Below are 18649 nucleotides of genomic sequence, written 5' to 3' on the forward strand. Positions count from 1 at the left end.
GCCCCCTTGTCGCCTGTGCTATTCTCGGCGCATCCCAGGTAGGCTTGATCGCAATCTTCTAAGGCAACGACCAGTTTGCCTTGCATTATTTACGTCCATGAAAAAAACCCTCTACGGCATTCCCAACTGCGACACCGTCAAGAAAGCCCGCACCTGGCTGGCCGACAACAAAGTCGAGTTCAGCTTCCACGACTTCAAGAAGGCGGGCCTCGACCGCGCCACGGTGGCGCGCTGGCTGGACGAACGCGACTGGGAAATCCTGGTCAACCGCAAGGGCACGACCTGGCGCAACTTGCCCGAGGAGCGCAAGGCAGCGGTAACGGACAAGGCCTCCGCGCTGGAATTGATGCTGGAAAACACCTCGGTCATCAAGCGTCCGGTACTGGAAGGCGCCGGGCCGCTCGCGGTCGGCTTCACACCTGACGCCTATGCGCGCCAGTTCGGGAGCGGCGCATGATGAAGACGTCGCGTACCCAGGAATTGACCGAAGAGCTGATCGCCCTCGATTCGATCACGCCGAACGACCGCGGCTGCCAGCGCCGCCTGGCCGAGCTGCTGGCGCCGCTGGGCTTCACCTGCGAGACCATCGAGTCGAATGGCGTGACGAACCTGTGGGCGCGCCGCGGCCGCACGTCTCCCGTGTTCGTGTTCGCGGGCCACACCGACGTGGTGCCGACCGGGCCCGTCGAGCAGTGGGAGTCCGCCCCTTTCACGCCCACCGTGCGCGACGGCAAGCTGTACGGGCGCGGCGCGGCCGACATGAAGACCTCGATCGCGGCCATGGTCGTGGCCTGCGAAGAATTCGTCGCCAGCCATTCCGACCATAAAGGGTCGATCGCCTTTCTCATCACGAGCGACGAGGAAGGCCCGGCGACGGATGGCACCGCGATCGTCTGCGACCTGCTGGAAGAACGGGGCGAGACGCTCGACTATTGCCTCGTCGGCGAGCCGACCTCGAGCCACATCCTGGGCGACACCATCAAGAACGGCCGCCGCGGTTCGCTCACGGGCCACCTCGTGATCAAGGGCGTGCAGGGCCACGTGGCCTACCCGCAGCTGGCGCGCAACCCGATCCACCAGGCGGCGCCCGCCCTGGCCGAGCTGGCAGCGCAAGTCTGGGACGAAGGCAACGAGTACTACGCGCCGACCACGATGCAGATCTCGAACCTGCACTCGGGCACCGGTGCGTCCAACGTGATCCCTGGCCACATGACGATCGACTTCAACTTCCGCTTTTCGACCGCGAGCACGGCCGAAGGCCTGGAAGCGCGCGTGCATGCCATCCTCGACCACCACCTGCTCGACTACACGCTCGAGTGGACCCTGTCGGGCCTGCCTTTCCTGACCCCGAAGGGCACGCTGTCGGACGCGGTCTGCAAGGCCATCCATGACGAGTCGGGCGTGACGACGGAACTGTCGACCACGGGCGGCACCTCGGACGGCCGCTTCATCGCCCGCATCTGCCCCCAGGTGATAGAATGCGGGCCTCCGAACGCCAGCATCCACAAGATCGACGAGCACGTCGAACTGCGCTTCATCGATCCGCTCAAGAATATCTACCGCCGGACCCTGGAAAACCTGCTGGCCCGATAGCCCGGCATACCGACCGAGAACCGCGAGAACACGCCATGAACCCGACCACTTTCAGCACCCCGCGCGACCTGCTGCGCTACGCCGTCACCCGTTTCAACGCCGCCAAGCTGTTCTTCGGCCACGGCAGTGCCGAGGCCTTCGACGAAGCGGCCTACCTGGTCCTGCACACGCTCAAGCTGCCGCTGGACCGCCTGGAACCCTTCCTCGACGCGAAACTGCTGCCGGAAGAAGTGCTGGCGGTGCTCGCCGTGATCGAACGCCGCACCAACGAGCGCGTGCCGGCCGCCTACATCACCAACGAAGCCTGGCTCGGCACCTATGCCTTCTACGTCGACGAGCGCGTGCTGGTGCCGCGCTCCTTCATCGCCGAGCTGATCCCGAATTTCTTCAGCCCCTGGGTGCAGGATCCGTATGCGGTGGAGAACGTGCTGGAACTGTGCACCGGTTCCGGCTGCCTGGCGATCATGCTGGCCGACGTCTACCAGAACGCCGTCGTCGACGCGGTCGACATCTCGAAGGATGCGCTGGCCGTGGCCGAGCGCAACATCCGCGACTACAAGCTGGAAGGCCGCGTAAACCCGATCGAGTCGGACCTGTACGAGAACGTGCCCTTCAAGAAGTACGACCTGATCGTCACCAACCCGCCCTACGTGAATGCCGATTCGATGGGCAAGCTGCCGCCGGAGTACCTGCGCGAGCCGCAGATCGCCCTGCACGGCGGCCAGGACGGCATGGACCTGGTGCGCAAGATCGTCGCCGGCGCCGCCGAGCGCCTGACGCCGGAAGGCATCCTGGTCGTCGAGATCGGCAATGAGGCGGAATACGCCGAAGCCGCTTTCGGCCACCTGGGCCTGACCTGGCTGACCACCAGCGCCGGCGACGACGCCGTGTTCCTGCTGACCGCCGAACAGCTGCAGGCGCAATAATCGATGCCCGGCCCGGCCGCTCCCGCGGCCCGGGCCCATGCGGCGGTTCGCCCACGCCGCTTCACCCCGCACCAACCTCTCGCTTTCCACCATGATCCGTTTCCAGAACGTCAGCCTGATGCGCGGCACCAAGCCGCTTTTCGAAGGCACCGACCTCACCCTCAACCCCGGCGACAAGATCGGCCTGATCGGCGCGAACGGCGCCGGCAAATCGAGCCTCTTCGCCATGCTGCGCGGCGAGCTGCATGCCGACGGCGGCGAGATCGACTTCCCGTCCAGGTGGCGCATGGCCTATGTGGCGCAGGAGACGCCGGCGCTCGACCGGCCGGCACTGGAATACGCGATCGACGGCGACGTGACGCTGCGCCGCCTGCAGGCCGAATTGGAAAGGCTGGAAGCGGCGCCGCACACCGACGAAAACGGCGTCGCCATGGGCAACGTGCACGGCGCGCTGATGGATGCCGACGCCTACACGGTGCAGTCGCGCGGCGAACAGCTGCTGCTGGGCCTGGGCTTCTCGCTCGACCAGATGCAGCAGCCGGTGGCAAGTTTTTCCGGCGGCTGGCGCATGCGCCTGAACCTGGCGCAGGCGCTGATGTGCCCTTCCGACCTGCTGCTGCTCGATGAACCGACCAACCACCTTGACCTGGATGCGATCATCTGGCTGGAAGACTGGCTGAAACGCTATCCGGGCACCCTCGTCATCATTTCCCACGATCGCGATTTCCTCGATGAGATCGTGAACGTGGTCGTGCACATCGACGAGCGCAAGCTGAAACGCTACTCGGGTAACTATTCGTCCTTCGAGCGCCAGCGCGCCGCGGCCCTGGTGCTGGCGGCCAGCGCCCAGGAAAAGCAGGCACGCACCCGTGCCCACCTCGAATCCTTCATCAACCGCTTCAAGGCGCAAGCCACCAAGGCACGCCAGGCGCAAAGCCGCATGAAGGCGCTGGCGAAGATGGAAGAACTCGCGCCCTTGCGTGCGGCGGCCGAATTCTCGTTCGAGTTCCGCGAGCCGCTCGCCGCGCCCAATCCCCTGCTGGTGATGGAAGACGTCGATGCGGGTTACCCGATCCTGGACGGCCACGGCGACACGGTCGGCGGCAAGACCATCGTCAAGCGCATCAACTTCTCGCTGCAGATCGGCCAGCGCATTGGCCTCTTGGGCGTGAATGGCGCCGGCAAGTCGACGCTCATCAAAACCATCGCCGGCGAACTGGCGCCGCTGACGGGCAACGCCACGCTCGGCAAGGGCCTGTCGATTGGCTACTTTGCCCAGCACCAGGTCGAGATGCTGCGCCACGACGAATCGCCGCTGTGGCACCTGGCGAAGATCGCGCCGACCGTGCGCGAGCAGGAACTGCGCAACTTCCTGGGCAGCTTCAATTTCCCCGGGACGATGGTGACCAGCCCGATCGCGCCCTTCTCCGGCGGCGAAAAGGCGCGCCTGGCGCTGGCCCTGATCGTGTGGCAGCGCCCGAACCTGCTGCTCCTGGACGAACCGACCAACCACCTGGACCTGGAGACGCGCGAAGCGCTGACGCTGGCCCTGGCCCAGTTCGAAGGCACGCTGGTCGTGGTCTCGCACGACCGGCACCTGCTGCGGGCGACGACCGACCAGTTCATCATCGTCGCCGAAGGCCGCCTGCAGCCTTTCGACGGCGACCTGGACGACTACAAGGAGTGGCTGTTCCAGACCAAGCTGGGCAAGGGCAATGACGCCTTGCCTGGCGCCGCGAAAGCAGCCAGGGCCGCGGCCCCTGCTCCCGTCGCCGCGCTGCCTGTGCCCGCCGCGGACCGCAAGGAACAGAAGCGCATGGGCGCCGAGGAGCGCCAGCGCGTGGCAGCCTTGAGGAAGCCGATCGAGAACCGCATCAAGCGCATCGAGGAACAGATGGCCAAGCTCAATGCGAAGAAGGCCGACATCGACGCGCGCCTGCTCGAGCCGGGCATCTACGACGCGGACAAGAAGGACGCCTTGAAGACCCTGGTCGCCGACCAGGCCTTCTGCGCGCGCGACCTGGGGACGCTGGAGAACGAGTGGCTGGAGTTGCAGGAGCAGCTGGAGGGCTTGGCGGCCTGACGTGTTCGTCGTAGGGTGTGCGGCTCCGCCCGGGTGCGTGGAATCAGCAGCTTTAGCGCCGCACACGCGTTCAACCCAGGTTAGCGTCCACGCGGCCTTACATGCATTCAACCGCGTTGTGTAGCGTCGCGTGTATGCCGCCGTGGTTTGAACGCGTGGGCGGCGCACGCACCATCAATGATCGCACGCCCAAGTGGAGCCGCCCACCCTACGCCACTCGGCGCTGCGCTGATCTATCGATATCAGTAATGTAGGGTGGGCACCCCGTGCCCACCCTACGTTCGTCTCACGCCACCTGGCGCTCGGCGCTGCGCCGATCGATCGACATCAGCCGGTCGATGTCCACCAGGATCAGGCGCCGGCCCTCGCTCACGCCCAGGCCGATCAGGTAATCGATGGCGCCGCCGTGTGAACCGGGGATCGGCGAGATCTGATCAAGCCGCAGGTGCACGACGTCGGTGACGCCGTCGACCACCATGCCCATCACGCAGCTCGACAGCTTGAGGATGATGACGTCGGTATTCGGCGTGGTGGCCACCGGGCGGCCGCTGAAGGCGGCGCGCATGTCGACGATGGGCATGATCACGCCGCGCGACAGGGCGACGCCCTCGACGACCTCGCCGCGCGAAGCGAAGCGCTCCAGCGACTTGAGCACCCGCAGTTCCTGCACCTGGCCGAAATCGAGCCCGTATTCGAGACCGCCGAGCGTGAAACTGAGGAAGTCCTTGCCCGCCGTGCCGCGTGTTTCCTTCTGCATGATCGGTCCTTTCATGAACAGACACCATGCTAGGGCGGCGGCCCCCTGCCCTCGTTGAGGACAGTCAATATTTCCTAAGTGAATATTTTCTGCAAGGTCAGACCGCTCCCGCCGCCTCCGGCGCCGCCACGTTGCTCCAGGAATAGCTGCCGCTGGTGACCGACCCGAGCCGCTCGCCCTCGCTGCCACGCAGCCACAGGCGGATCTCGCGCGCACCCCGGCGATAGGGTGGCGGTCCGTCCGGATCGACCGCACAGCGGCGCACGCCCGTCTCGCCCTGCGCGAGTGCGATCCGGACTTCGCTCGTGCCCGCCCGTTCGGCGCGCTCGGCCGTGAAGCGCGCCAGCAGCGCCTGGCCTTGCGCCAGCTCGGCCTCAGCCGCCTTGCGCGCCGCACCGAGTTCGCCGATCTTCTGCAGGTCAGCCGCGACGGACCTGCCCGATCTGGCGGAACTGCCCGTTCTGGGCGGGCGTCAGCGTCATCTCGCCGCTGCGCACGCGTCCGGCGATGTCGAGGTATTGGCGCACCGCCGGCTGGGAGCACAGCTGCGCCTGCGCGCTCTTGTGGCGGGCAAGGAGCGCATCGAACTCCGCCAGGCGGGCGCCCACCTGCGCGATCACCTCGTCGATGCGTCCGCAATCGGCGCACAGGACATAGACCAGCATCTCGCTGTCGCGCCAGGGCGCGCTGCTCTCGATATCAAGCTTGCGCGCCGCCACCGCACAGCCTTCCGCCAGGCCGATCGTCACCTCGTCGGCGACGATCTCGCAGTTGATGGCCACGTCGATGTGCACGCGGGTGCCGGAGACGACGCAGTTCTCGGCGCGCGCCGGGGTCACGCTGCCGGCACTGGCCGCGATCACGGCGTTCGAGGTGACGCCGTCGACGCGGATGTCGCCGCGCTTGTTGTGGGCGCTGCCGCCGACCAGGTTGGCGCACAGGCGCACGCTGCCGCCGCGCGAGACGACTTCGCCGTAGACGTCGGCATGCACCGTGATGCTGTTGCCCTCGATGACGCGCTTTTCCTGGACCTCGCCGAATTCCTCGTAATCGCCGCTCAGCTGCAGGTTGCCCGTCGTGCGGGCGCTAACGCCGTCGCGGCTGATGACCTTGTCGTCGATCGAGACCTGGTGCGTCTTCGGGTCGACGTTGAGAAAACCCGTGCGGGTGGCGACGAGGTACTCGCCGCCGGCAAGGCGTTCGATGCGGGTACCCGCGCCTGTGTAAGCTGCGAAATCGAGTTCGTTCGGCGCGGCCGGTTCGATGCGGATGCCCGACAGCTCGAAGCCGGGCGCGCCCGGGCGCGGGGGCAGCTTCTGCAGCAGGCAGGCGCCGGCAGGCACCTGCGGAAAGCGGTTCTGGAAGCTCATCAGGTCGAGCTTGCCGTTGGCGAGCTGGCGCGGCGCGTCGCTGCGGTGGATGTCGTCCGAAACCTCGACGACGGTGGCGTCCTGTCCGGCCTCGGGCTCCAGGCGGCGCGCCACCACGATCCGCCCCGTGTTCGGATGGTCGATGCCCTGCTTGACGGCGGCGATGTCGATGCCGAAGCGAATCCCCTTCTGCCACATGTCGGCCACGAACTCGTCGACGTCGAGCCGGGTCGGCTGCTCGCCCATGCCATCGGCTGCCGTCGCGAATACCGGCTCGAAACAGTATTCGGCCTGGCCATCGCGGATCTTGACCGAGCGGTACAGACCGCGCCGGCTGGCGTCGAAAGGAAGGATGTCATCCGCCAGCCGGACCAGGGCCTCGCCGCCGGGTCCCACCGGCAATGCCGGGCCGCTGTCGTACAGCGCCTTGATCAGGACCGGGTAGTTCAGGCCGCGGAAAAAGGATCCGCCGCGCAACAGGGCGTCGACCGCCGCAAGCAGGGTCGTGCCCAGTACGGCCGGGTCGGCATAGACGCCGTCGGCACGGTGCGCGATACAGTGCTCGGGACCGGCGCCAGCGAAACGCGTGGCGGGGGCGGCATGGGTAGCGGGTGACAGGACGGGGTCGGACACGTTGATGCTCCAAGGGGTTGACTGGAGCCCCGACGGTACGACGAGGTCAGCCACGCATCAGCCTAGCACGTTGTCAAAAATAAATAAACGCTGCCATAAGATAAATTTCTGGAATGGGCGACAGTCCGTTCGTTTGCGCGCGGGCAAACAAAAAGCCGGGACAGACCCGGCTTTCCTATCCTGCCTCGATGCAGCGCTGTTTAACGACGGCGCGCGTTCGGGTAGATGTCCATCCCCGCCTCGTTGATCTGGCGACGCAGATCGCGCCGCTCGTCAGGCGTGAGGCGGCCACCGCGGCGCTCCGGCGGAGCTTCCTGCACCCGGCGGCGCTGCTGCTCCTCGGCGGCGCGCTGCTGGTCGTAATAGCGTTGCTGGTCGGATGCGCGGTCGCGCGGCGCTTCAGGCGGCGGCAGGCGTTCGGCGCGCGGCGACGGTGGCGGCTGCATCTGGGCCTCGTCGCGACGGCCGTGATACTGTGCTGGGCGGCACCGATGCCGGCGCAAGCCAGCACGCACACGGCAACACCCTGGCGCGCCACGCGGGCAAGCCGCGGGCCCATGGCCTCGGTTCCTGCATAGATTTTGGTGAGCGCGTGTTTCATGGTGTTCCTCTTCCGCGATGCCGGATAAACAGATAAGCTGTACTTCACTGGTGCCCAGTGTATGTGGATTGGCCCTGGGGTATAAGCCTAATTGGGTAAAGTTTGTAACACATTGTAATGCCCCGTTCACGACACCTGCAGCTCCAGCCATAAGAAGTTACCATAGCGACATGATTCTGACAATTGCATAACCTATGAACCCTTCCTCCTCTACCAATTCGGGCAGCACGGGCACCGGCGCGGGCGGCCATAGCGCCAAGATCATGGTCGTCGACGATGACGTGCGCCTGCGCGACCTGCTGCGCCGCTACCTCACGGAACAGGGTTTCCAGGTCGTGACGGCCGAGAGCGCGCCCGCGATGAACAAGCTGTGGCTGCGCGAGCGCTACGACCTGCTGGTGCTCGACCTGATGCTGCCGGGCGAGGATGGCCTGTCGATCTGCCGCCGCCTGCGCGGCGCGGGCGACCAGACGCCGATCATCATGCTCACCGCCAAGGGCGAAGACGTCGACCGCATCGTCGGCCTGGAGATGGGCGCCGACGATTACCTGCCCAAGCCCTTCAACCCGCGCGAGCTGGTGGCGCGCATCGGCGCGGTGCTGCGCCGCAAGGGCCCGGACGAGATTCCCGGCGCGCCGTCGGAAACCCCGCAGACTTTCGAGTTCGGCCAGTTCGTGCTCGACCTGGGCACGCGCACGCTGAAGAAGAACGGCGAAACCGTGCCCCTCACCACGGGCGAATTCTCGGTACTGAAAGTGTTCGCGCGCCACGCGCGCCAGCCGCTGTCGCGCGAAAAGCTGATGGAACTGGCGCGCGGCCGCGAATACGAGGTGTTCGATCGTTCGCTCGACGTCCAGATCTCGCGCCTGCGCAAGCTCATCGAACCCGACCCATCGAGCCCGCTCTACATCCAGACCGTCTGGGGCCTGGGTTACGTGTTCATTCCTGAAGGCCAGCCGCGCTAGTGCTTCCCTCGTTGTCAACGGCGCCCGGCTCCCCGCAGCCGGGCCATTCGCGGCCCGGCCAATCGCGGCCCGGCCAATCGCGCCCCGGCGGCAAGGGTTGGTTCCGCAGCGGCCTGTTCTGGCGCACCTTCTTCCTGCTGTCGCTGCTCACGACCGTGTCGATGGGTTCGTGGATCGGCCTGATGAACGTGTTCCAGCGCGGCCCGCAGGTGCAGCAGACGGCCGAACTGGTGGTCTCGGTCGTCACCATCACCAAGGCGGCATTGACCCACTCCGCGCCCGACCTGCGCCGCGAACTGCTGCTCGAACTGGTCTCGAACGAGGGCATCCGCATCTTCGCGCTGGAAGACAGCGACCAGGTCGATCCGCCGCCAGCCAATCCCCTGATGCCGGAAATCGCCGCCGCCGTGCGCGAAAAGCTCGGCCAGCAGACGCGCTTTTCCAGCCGCGTGAACGGCGTCGCCGGCTTCTACATCAGCTTCAACATCGAGGACGACCAGTACTGGCTGATGCTCGAACGCGAACGCATCGTCGGCCTGACCCGCATCCAGTGGCTCGGCTGGGCCAGCGTGGTGGGCGTGCTCTCGCTGCTGGGCGCGGCGCTCATTTCCAGCCTGATCAACCTGCCGCTGGCGCGCCTGACCGCGGCCGCGCGCGCCATTGCCAAGGGCGAACGCCCTCCCCCTCTGCCGGAAAAAGGCTCGCAGGAGATCATCGAGGCCAACCGCAGCTTCAACCAGATGGTGGAGGACCTGGCCCAGGTCGAGAACGACCGCGCCGTCATCCTGGCCGGCATCTCGCACGACCTGCGCACGCCGCTGGCGCGCATGCAGCTCGAACTCGAGATGGCCAATCTATCGACGGAAGCGCGCGACGGCATGCAGTCCGATATCGCCCAGATGGACGCGATCATCGGCCAGTTCCTCGACTATGCCAAGCCGACCGAAAGCGCGAGCTTCGTGCCGGTGGACCTGTCCGGCCTGCTGCTCGATTGCGCCCAGCACGCGACGCGCTTGCCGAAGGTGCGCGTGAGCACCGATATCGAGGAAGGCGTGCGCGTGATGGGCAACGAGATCGACCTGCGCCGCGTCATCAACAACATCGTCGAGAACGCGCGCCGCTATGCACGCAATCCCGACACCGACCTGGTCGAGATCGACTTCGCCTGCCACGTGCGCAGCACGGCAAAGGGGCGCCGCGCCGTCGTCGAGATCGGCGACCGCGGACCCGGCGTGCCGCCCGACCAGATCAACCAGCTCCTGAAACCCTTTACCCGCCTCGACACGGCACGCGGCCAGGCCAATGGTGCAGGCCTCGGCCTGGCCATCGTCGAGCGCGTGGTCAGCCGCCACAATGCCGACCTGGACGTGCGCAACCGCGAAGGCGGCGGGCTGCTGGTCGCCCTCAACCTGCCGCTGGCGCCCTGAACCCATCACTTCGAACGAACATGACCGATACCGCCCTCCTCCAGTACAGCGACGTCGAACAGGCCGCAGCCCGCCTCGCCGGCGCCGCCCACCGCACGCCCGTGCTGACCTCGAGCACCGCGAATGCGCGCACTGGCGCCGAGCTGTTCTTCAAGTGCGAGAACTACCAGCGCATGGGCGCGTTCAAGTTCCGCGGTGCCTGGAACGCCATCGCGCGTTTTAGCGACGCGCAGCGCATGGCGGGCGTACTGACCTTCTCGTCGGGGAACCACGCGCAGGCGATCGCGCTGTCGGCGCGCCTGGCGGGCATCAAGGCAACGATCATCATGCCGCAGGACGCCCCGGCCCTGAAGGTGCAGGCGACGAAGGAATACGGCGGCGAAGTGATCTTCTACGACCGCTACACGGAGAACCGCGAAGAGATCGGCCGGCGCCTGGCGCAGGAGCGCGGCATGACCCTGATTCCCCCTTACGACCATCCGGACGTGATCTGCGGCCAGGGCACGGCGGCGAAGGAGCTGTTCGAAGACGTCGGCCCGCTCGACCTGCTGCTGGTGCCGCTCGGCGGCGGTGGACCTGCTGGCCGGCAGCGCGCTGGCCGCCAGCGGCCTGGCGCCCGATTGCAAGGTGATCGGCGTCGAGCCGGAAGCCGGCAACGATGGCCAGCAGTCGCTGCGCAAGGGCGAGATCGTGCACATCGGCGTGCCGAACACGATCGCCGACGGCGCCATGGTCACCCATGTGGGCGAGCACAATTTCGAAGTCATCCGCCGCCGCGTCGACGATATCGTGCTTGTTTCCGACGCCCAGCTGGTCGACACCATGAAATTCTTTGCCGAACGGATGAAGATGGTGGTCGAGCCGACCGGCTGCCTGGGCGCGGCGGCTGCGCTCAACGGCATCGTGCCGGTGGCCGGCAAACGCGTGGGCATCCTGATCAGCGGCGGCAACGTCGATTTGTCGCGCTTCGCCCAGTTGGTGGCTTGACAGGATTCGTCCAGTCGGACGGGCTGCCCACGACCTGCCGGACATGATTCGCAGGCATGCCGTCGCCGGCCTGGTTCGCCCGGAAATATGTTTCTTATATTCAATACAGCTTGAAGAGCTAGCCCATCCGTGGTTTTTTTGACAATGGCCACGCACCGTGCAGCACCGAACAGAGTGAGGCGATCTCGGCCAGGACAATGGTTCCATCGTAACGATGGAGGTGACCATGAAGCGCCTGGCCTCTCAGCTCAGTCTTGCCCTTGCGGCCCTTGCCGCTGCCCCCGCCGCGTTGGCGGGTTCCGACATCCTGAAATGCGTCGACCGCGCCGGCCACGTCACGCTGACCGACCAGCCCTGCGAAAGCAATGCGCGCGCCTCGAAGCTGGTGGCGGCGTCTGCGCTCAATAGCGCGGGCGACAGCATGCATGGGTCCAGCAGCGCCGGCGCGACGGGCTCCGGTGGCGGCGACGCAGTGCCAGCCGAGGCCGTCCCCCGGAGACGGCGCAAGGCACCGTGACCGTGCAGCGCTATGCGGCGACGCCGGCGATGGAACGCCAGCACGACTGGCGCCCGCGCGTGCCGCGCCGCGACCGGCCGCTGGCACGCGACGTTGCCACCCTGAAGGCAGCCCGCGCACAATTGCTGTTGATCGATGCGGACCGCCATCCAAGGCCGCAGCTGGCGACGATCCAGTAATATTTTCAGAGCAGGCGCAATGACGTTCGTAGGGTGGACGGGTTCCCCGTCCACACGTCCACACAGTGCCGGCACAAAGAACGCTCCGATATTTTCCGTGTGCATGAACGTGTGGACGGGAGACCCGTCTCCTCGGCCACGTCCACCCTACAGCTTGACGATCCCGCGCAAGTCCAGCGCACCGATGCTGCCCAGCGTCGGCAGCAGGTCCAGCAATTCCTGGTCCTGGATGAAGCTGGCGGACGAGCTTGCGGCGAGGATGCGCTCGGGCGGCTGCGAGCGCGCCACCGCCCAGCCCTGCACGTAATCGACGCCGATCTCGGCCAGGGTCTGCACCGTGGCCGCATCCTCGGCCCACTCGGCAATGGTCTTCATCCCGAGGTTGACGGCCAGGCTGACGATGGCCTCGACGATGGCGACGTTGGCCGGATGGGCGTTGATGTTGACGATGAAATTGCCGTCGATCTTCAGCACGTCGGCGGGGAGTTCCTTCAGATACGAGAACGAGGTGTAGCCTGCGCCGAAGTCGTCGAGCGCGACCTTCACGCCATAGGCGCGCACCTGGTCGATGAAGCGGCGCGTATTGTCCAGGTCGTGCAGGGCCACGCTTTCCGTGATCTCCATGCACAGGCGGCTGGCCACGTGGACGTGGCGCCCGAGGATCTCGATCGTGTCGGCAATGAAGCGCTCGTCGTTGAGCGAGGCGCCCGACAAATTCATGCAGACGAAGCGGGTATTCGGCAGGCGCGCGATGTTGTCCGCGATCCAGGCCAGCGTGGTCGACAGCACCCAGCGGTCGATGACCCCGGCCCGGCCGGACTTTTCCGCCGCCCCGATCAGCGGGCCGGCCGGCATGATGCGTCCATCGGCGCCGCGCATGCGCAGCAGCACCTCGAAGTTGAGCGAGTCGTGCGGGTTCTTCAGCGACATGATCGGCTGCATCTCGACGAACAAATCGTCCGTGGCCTGCGGCCCCTGCAGCTTGGCCACCAGGTTCAGTTCGGCCTCGCGCTCGTGGAAGGCAGCGGCATTGCGTTCGTACACCACCAGGCCGTCGCTGGATTCCTTGGCTTCGCGGCAGGCGCGGTCGGCGGTGGAAATGGCATCCTTCATCGGCATGCCCGTGGCCACCTCGATCAGGCCGATCGAGCCGCGCACGTGGAAGGCCTTGTCGCCGACGCGGTAAGGCGTGCCGCCGAGGCGTTCGACGATGCCGCGGCAGATCAGCGACGCGAGCGGAATGGCGGTGTCGGGCATGACGATCACGAATTCGTCGCCGCCGACCCGTCCCAGCTGCTGGCCGCCGGCCAGCATCATCGCCATGCGCTCGCACACCTGCTTGAGCACCTCGTCGCCGGCCGCGTGGCCGAACAGGTCGTTGATCAGCTTGAAGCGGTCGAGATCGACGTAGGCCAGCGCCATCGGCCGGCCGGCGGCCTGCGAGGCTGTCGCGGCTTCGAACATGTTCTCGATGCCGCGCCGGTTGTATACCTTGGTGAGGGGATCGTTATCGGCCATGAAGCGCAATTGCTCGGTGGCCTTGTACTTTTCGGTGATGTCCTGCAGCACGCCTTCGATGCGCCCGCGCGCCAGCGTGGCGCTGACCAGGAAACGCTGGCTGCCGTCGCGGTTGGCGATTTCCAGCTCGGCATCGCTGCGGCCGCGCACCTGCTCGTGCAATTCCATCCACACGTTTTCATTGAAGAAATGACGCCACGAAGTGCGGCCGGGTTCGAAGCCGCGCGCGCCGAGCATCTTCAGCACCGCAGGGTTGGCGCTCTGGAAGTGGCCGAACATATCGAGGGTGAACAGGCCAACCGGCATGACCTCGTAGGCCTGCTCGAGCTTGCGCTGGGCTTCTTCGCGCTTCTCGGTCTCGGCCCGCATCTGCTCGGCCACGGCCAGGGCTGCCAGCAGGCTCGAGGCCAGGGCCGCAGTGACACTGTTGAGGACGTCGAGGACGTCGCGTATGCCGAGCGCAGCCGACACGACTTCGGCCAGCGAGGCGACGAAGGTCAGCGCAAACGAAGCGGCGAACCAGCCGGCGACGCGGTTGCGCGAGACGACGATGACCTTGAACAGGCCGACCGTCATCAGGGACAGGCAGCAGGCGCAGATCACCCACAGTATCGGCAGGTACAGGCGGTAGGGCAAGAGGACGGCCGCGGCCAGCATCGGCATGCACAGCCACTGCATGACGCGCATCGGCAGCACATAACGCAAACCGGCCAGGCTGTCGCGCAGCAGCGTCTGATACAGGGTGAGCGTGGCGATGCCGTACAGGGTGATGGTCACCGAACGGCTGACCAGCAGCCAGTCGGCCGGTATCGTCTGGCCCAGCCACTGGATATCCCAGCCGGCCGACAGCGCGCCCACCCGCAGGTTCAGGATCAGCCAGCCGGCAAAGAGCACGTACAGCGGCTGGCGGTTGATGAGCGCGGTCAGCAGCACGAACAGCGCGAGCACGATCATGCCGCCGTCGAGCAGGCCCGACTTGCGATGGTACTGCTCGACCGACAATTCGAACTGCGCCGAAGGCCATTGCGCCACCATCAGCCGCGCCGGGCCGGCGAAGCGGCCGCTGCACAGCACTTGCGCCGGCAGGCGCGGCATGCGCAGCGCAAAGCCCGCCTTCACGGCATCGATCGCCCCGCTCGAATGGCCGCGCGTGGCGTCGCCCAGCGGACGCAAGCTTGTCGCATCCCAGCAACGGACGGCCAGTGCATGGCGCGACGGAAATTCGATGACGTCCTGGTCGACCGAGGCCGTCATCGGTGCAAAGCTGAACCAGATCGGCTGCTCGGCGAGCTGGGTTTCGTAACTCGACACGGTGGGGTAGGACTGCAGGCGCGACAGGATGGCGACCGGGGTGGCGCCAGCGGAGGTGCTGTCGGCATCCTGCACGAGAACGCGCAGCGGCAGCTTGGCCGGCTCGCCCACGTTGTACTGGTTGTGCCAGAACAGCAGTGCGACGAGGGAAAACAGGCCTATTGCCAGGGGAATCAGGTAATACGCGAACACGCCCAGCACTTTTTCGACGGCGACATGGACCGTGGTCCGGGAAGCGCTGGGCGTGGAAGCGGGAGTGTTAGGCATAGGCGGTATCGAGAGCAACCTGCAGCTTACTGCAGCAAACAGCAAAGGCCGCGCACGTCGTGCACAGCCTCGTCAGGCGCAAGGATACAAGCTTAGCGCGATTCCGTGTTGCAATATCGAGTCAGGCCAGGGCCAGAGCGCGCGGCGCCAGGCCTGCCGTGGCGATTGGCACCTGCGGCGCGGAGCACACGCGCGGACGGCTCGGGTCGGGCTTGGGGCCGACGTCGATGTCGGGATGCGCGGTGTTGAAGAAGAAGTTCAGCAGCGGATGGCGCGCGGCCGCCCAGCGCGCCTCGAAACTGGCGATCTCGAAGGCCATGACGCGATGCGCGATGTTGCCGACGTGGCCCAGCGGGATCGGGCCCTGCCCCGGGAAGACATCGACGAACATCAGCTGTTCGTACTGGCGCGCCACGGTCGGACGGCCGGTCGCGACCGACCACTCGATGTCGTTCTGCTGGCAATACAGGTAGCAGGCCTTGATCAGCGCCATCTTGACCATGCGGCCGGTGCGGCCCTCGTCGATGCCGAGGCGGGTCGCTTCGACCAGGCGGCGTCCCTGCAGCCAGTCCGGCAGCTCGACCGATTCTTCCACGCCCAGCGGCCGGAACAGGTTGGTGCGGATGCGGGTGCTGCCCAGCGGCGTGCCGTCGAGCCTGGACTCGGCCAGCAGCACGATGGTGTCGCTTTCGTAGTCGGCCGCTTCCGGCAGCGCCAGCGAGCGGGCGAAGTCCGGCACATGGCGCGCATAGGCGGCATGGCGGATGCGCACGGCCTTGAGCAGGTCGTCTTCGGTCTCGACCCGGCGGATCGTGAACGGCAGGCGCTCGACTGCGCCGCGTGCACCCTGCTGAGCACCCATGTGTCGAATCGCGGGCGCGGTTCCTCCGGTAGCGACGTTTGCGTGGCACAGCTCCATGACCGATAACTCCTAAAGATTGCGTAATTAAGTAAGCCCAAGCAAGAAAACTTGGCACCCGACAATTATCGATCTCCAGGAGAAATATCTAACTGCGGAGCAGGAAGGCTTTTGCCCTTTACTTCCAAATTGACAAAACTCGCGAGTCAGTAAGCATATTGCATAGCATCAATTTGGCAGGCGCGCCGCGCCAGGCGCACCCATGAGTGCAGGCCATACCCCTATTCCAAAGCGGCATCCGCTGCCTGCACGATCGGCGTATGCTCGCATGTTCAGTTGCAACATCACGGGCCGGCCGATGCGAAGATTTCACGCACGCCGCCGTAGGCCAGGCGTGCAGTGTCCGGCACTACAGCGGCCGCGCCGTCCCCGAGACCCGGATCGATCCACCCGCTTCCGCGCCGATGGCGGCACGCAGGCGCGAGCGCATGCCCATGTCTTCGCCCTGCACCACGTCGATGCCGCCGCCGTGCGGCCAGCCGATGTCGCGCAGGTAACCGGCGAGCGCGGCGGTGCCGGCCCCGGTGGCCGGGTCTTCATACACGCCGCCTGCCGCGAACGGGTTGCGCGTATGGAACAGCCGCTCGTTTTCCGCCCAGACAAGCACCACGGTGACTATGCCGAGCTCGCGCATGAAGGCACGGCCCGCATCGAGCTCGTAGCGCATCGCCCCCGTGGCTTCCCGGCTGCGCAGGGCCAGCACCAGGTGCGTCGCCCCGCCATGGGCCAGGGCCGGCGGGATGCGCGGGTCGAGATCCCCGCCGCGGTAGCCGAACAGGGCGAGCGCGCGCGCGCCACCACGTCGGCAGGCGCCGGCGCACTGCGCGTCGGCGGCGACTGCAGGGCGGCCGAGGTCAGCGCTGCACCGTCCGCACTGTCTGCCTCGCGCCGTCCCTCGACGGTAATTGCCGCATCGTTCAGCTGCAAGGCATAGACGCCGTCGCCGCAGCGGGCCGCCAGCGCGGCGCCGAGGGCGATGGTGGCATGGCCGCAGAACGGCACTTCCGCTTCCGGCGAAAAAAAGCGCGCACGCCAGCCCTCGCCCAGCGGCGCGGCGAATGCGGTTTCGAGTAGCCGATTTGGTGGGCGACGGCTTGCATGCTCGTATCTGGCGGCATGGTTTCGCCGATCCAGACGCCGGCCGGATTGCCGCCCTGAATCCCGTCGGAAAAGGCGGCGATGCGCTGGACTTCCGCGGCGTTCATCGCTGCACCCCGCATGCCGATGCTGCGAGCATGCCGCCTGTACGTGGCGCGCCGCAAGGCCGGCACGGCACTGCCGCGGGGCGGTCCGGACGGGTCGTCGAAGGGAGGGTGTGGCGCACGGCTTGCTCCTTTTGCATGGTAGAGCTCAGATGATAGCGCGGCCGGTGACGGCCTGCTCGAGCCGGCCAGGAACGCCGAGGCCATCGGCCGGGGCGTCGGCGCACCGGACGTCTCTGCGCGGGCCTTGCCGAAACATGGGCGTAAACTCGCCGGCGGTGGGCGCGCGCCAGCGAGGCCGGCACGGCTGGCCGCGTCAGGGGTAGCGCACCGGCCTGCCCCGGGATTCGGGCAGCGGGATGAATTCGTGCTCGCCGGGCACCTGCGGGAAGCGCCCTTCCTGCCAGTCGCGCCTGGCCTGTTCGATGCGCTCCTCGGAACTGGCGACGAAATTCCGGGACAGGTAGCGCGGCCCGTCCATCGGCTCGCCGCCCAGCAGCATCAGGCGGGTACGGCCGGGCCCGGCGGCGGCAAGCACGACCTCGGCGCCGGGCTTCAATACCACCAGCTGGCCGGCATCGAAGCTGCCGTCGCGGCCCAGGTCGAGCCGTCCCTCGACAATATAAATGGCCTGCTCGGGATACTCGGGCGGCATCGCGATGCGCGCACCGGGATCGAGCATCACGTCGACGTAGAACATGTCGGACAAGGTGGCGACCGGCGCGCGCCGGCCCCAGAAACTGCCGGCGACGACGCGCGCACTGATGCCCTCGCCTTCGAGCACGGGCAAGGCGCCGGCATCGAGGTGGGCAAAAGCGGGAGCGGTTTCCTCGAAGCAGCCGGGCAGCGCCACCCAGCATTGCAGCCCGAACAAAGCGGAGCCGCCCTCGCGCAGCGCGCTGCCGGTGCGCTCCGAATGGACGATGCCGCTACCCGCCGTCATCCAGTTGACTTCGCCCGGACGGATCGCCTGCACGCTGCCCAGGCTGTCGCGATGGAGGATTTCGCCGTCGAACAGGTAAGTGACGGTGGCCAGGCACACATGCGGGTGCGGACGCACGTCGAGGCCGCGCCCGGGCTGGAATACGTGCGGCCCCATCTGGTCGAGGAAGACGAAGGGGCCGACCATGCGGCGCTGGCGGCTGGGCAGTGCGCGCCGCACCATGAAGCCGTCGCCCGGGTCATGCGTGGGCGGCACGATCACGATGTCGAGCGCGCCGATGTCGTCGGTATCCAAACTGTCCTCCCGGCATGGGTAGTGGTTCGGCGCGGCGCCGGCCCGCGGTCCAGTCTACGTGGGCCCTTCGCGCTTGCGCAAATGCCCGCGTTCAGCGTGAGGCGGCCGCAGCGGGTTACGGTCGCGGGCCGGCACCGATGAGCGGCTCGCGTCCCCT

The 18649-nt window shown here is 66.8% G+C and carries 15 protein-coding genes and 2 pseudogenes; 9 read left to right on the forward strand and 8 right to left on the reverse strand.

Going from position 1 to position 18649, the window contains the following annotated elements; all coding sequences use genetic code 11:
* Nucleotides 1-97 precede the first annotated feature (97 nt).
* The 4 genes from G4G31_RS19730 to G4G31_RS19745 all read left to right on the forward strand — a co-directional run bounded on the left by G4G31_RS19730 (nt 98) and on the right by G4G31_RS19745 (nt 4602).
* Nucleotides 98-457 carry an ArsC family reductase gene (locus tag G4G31_RS19730; RefSeq protein ID WP_182989042.1) on the forward strand — a complete coding sequence of 120 codons (360 nt, stop codon included), beginning with the start codon at nt 98-100 and terminating at the stop codon, nt 455-457.
* Entirely contained in the window at nt 457-1593 is a 1137-nt protein-coding gene (dapE, locus tag G4G31_RS19735; protein ID WP_182991848.1) for a succinyl-diaminopimelate desuccinylase, read from the forward strand. Before G4G31_RS19730 ends, dapE begins: the two co-directional genes overlap by 1 nt.
* Before the next feature lie 35 nt (nt 1594-1628).
* A complete protein-coding gene (gene prmB / locus G4G31_RS19740; protein WP_182989043.1) occupies nt 1629-2519 on the forward strand; it encodes a 50S ribosomal protein L3 N(5)-glutamine methyltransferase in 891 nt (296 codons plus the stop codon).
* A 91-nt stretch (nt 2520-2610) separates the two neighbouring features.
* Nucleotides 2611-4602, forward strand: coding sequence for an ATP-binding cassette domain-containing protein (locus tag G4G31_RS19745; RefSeq protein ID WP_182989044.1), 1992 nt, complete (start codon nt 2611-2613; stop codon nt 4600-4602).
* Nucleotides 4603-4888: 286 nt separating this feature from the next.
* Here the strand turns inward: G4G31_RS19745 and G4G31_RS19750 are convergent, their stop codons facing one another.
* The 4 genes from G4G31_RS19750 to G4G31_RS19765 form a co-directional block, all read right to left on the reverse strand.
* Complete coding sequence (locus tag G4G31_RS19750) at nt 4889-5359, reverse strand: chemotaxis protein CheW (RefSeq protein ID WP_229425130.1); 471 nt, start codon at nt 5357-5359, stop codon at nt 4889-4891.
* Nucleotides 5360-5456: 97 nt separating this feature from the next.
* Nucleotides 5457-5624 (reverse strand): hypothetical protein, encoded by a 168-nt coding sequence (locus G4G31_RS19755; RefSeq protein ID WP_182989046.1) that lies wholly within the window; start codon nt 5622-5624, stop codon nt 5457-5459.
* 154 nt (nt 5625-5778) lie between these two features.
* Entirely contained in the window at nt 5779-7362 is a 1584-nt protein-coding gene (locus tag G4G31_RS19760; protein WP_182989047.1) for a flagellar assembly protein A, read from the reverse strand.
* Nucleotides 7363-7562: 200 nt separating this feature from the next.
* Nucleotides 7563-7808, reverse strand: coding sequence for a hypothetical protein (locus tag G4G31_RS19765; protein WP_182991919.1), 246 nt, complete (start codon nt 7806-7808; stop codon nt 7563-7565).
* Nucleotides 7809-8226: 418 nt separating this feature from the next.
* Here G4G31_RS19765 and ompR point away from each other — a divergent pair, with 418 nt between their 5' ends.
* The 5 genes and pseudogenes from ompR to G4G31_RS19790 all read left to right on the forward strand — a co-directional run bounded on the left by ompR (nt 8227) and on the right by G4G31_RS19790 (nt 12038).
* Nucleotides 8227-8928 carry a two-component system response regulator OmpR gene (ompR, locus tag G4G31_RS19770; protein WP_229425647.1) on the forward strand — a complete coding sequence of 234 codons (702 nt, stop codon included), beginning with the start codon at nt 8227-8229 and terminating at the stop codon, nt 8926-8928.
* A gap of 161 nt (nt 8929-9089) precedes the next feature.
* A complete protein-coding gene (locus tag G4G31_RS19775; protein ID WP_182991849.1) occupies nt 9090-10355 on the forward strand; it encodes an ATP-binding protein in 1266 nt (421 codons plus the stop codon).
* Between the two features lie 20 nt (nt 10356-10375).
* Nucleotides 10376-11342, forward strand: a pseudogene (locus G4G31_RS19780) (threo-3-hydroxy-L-aspartate ammonia-lyase).
* A gap of 226 nt (nt 11343-11568) precedes the next feature.
* Nucleotides 11569-11859: a DUF4124 domain-containing protein gene (locus G4G31_RS19785; RefSeq protein ID WP_182989049.1), complete on the forward strand. Its 291-nt coding sequence runs from the start codon at nt 11569-11571 to the stop codon at nt 11857-11859.
* The gene (locus G4G31_RS19790; RefSeq protein ID WP_182989050.1) at nt 11856-12038 is read left to right on the forward strand and encodes a hypothetical protein; all 183 of its coding nucleotides are present in this window, start codon (nt 11856-11858) and stop codon (nt 12036-12038) included. Before G4G31_RS19785 ends, G4G31_RS19790 begins: the two co-directional genes overlap by 4 nt.
* A 147-nt stretch (nt 12039-12185) precedes the next feature.
* Here G4G31_RS19790 and G4G31_RS19795 read toward each other — a convergent pair whose 3' ends face one another.
* The 4 genes and pseudogenes from G4G31_RS19795 to G4G31_RS19810 all read right to left on the reverse strand — a co-directional run bounded on the left by G4G31_RS19795 (nt 12186) and on the right by G4G31_RS19810 (nt 18420).
* Nucleotides 12186-15134, reverse strand: coding sequence for a bifunctional diguanylate cyclase/phosphodiesterase (locus G4G31_RS19795; protein ID WP_229425131.1), 2949 nt, complete (start codon nt 15132-15134; stop codon nt 12186-12188).
* A gap of 121 nt (nt 15135-15255) precedes the next feature.
* Nucleotides 15256-15996 carry a hypothetical protein gene (locus G4G31_RS19800; protein WP_229425132.1) on the reverse strand — a complete coding sequence of 247 codons (741 nt, stop codon included), beginning with the start codon at nt 15994-15996 and terminating at the stop codon, nt 15256-15258.
* 406 nt (nt 15997-16402) lie between these two features.
* Nucleotides 16403-17258: pseudogene (locus G4G31_RS19805) on the reverse strand (PhzF family phenazine biosynthesis protein).
* A gap of 313 nt (nt 17259-17571) precedes the next feature.
* A complete protein-coding gene (locus G4G31_RS19810; protein ID WP_182991851.1) occupies nt 17572-18420 on the reverse strand; it encodes a pirin family protein in 849 nt (282 codons plus the stop codon).
* Nucleotides 18421-18649: the final 229 nt, after the last annotated feature.

Origin of the sequence: Massilia sp. Se16.2.3, from assembly GCF_014171595.1 — a bacterium.
In the GTDB taxonomy this organism is placed as follows: Bacteria; Pseudomonadota; Gammaproteobacteria; order Burkholderiales; family Burkholderiaceae_D; genus Telluria.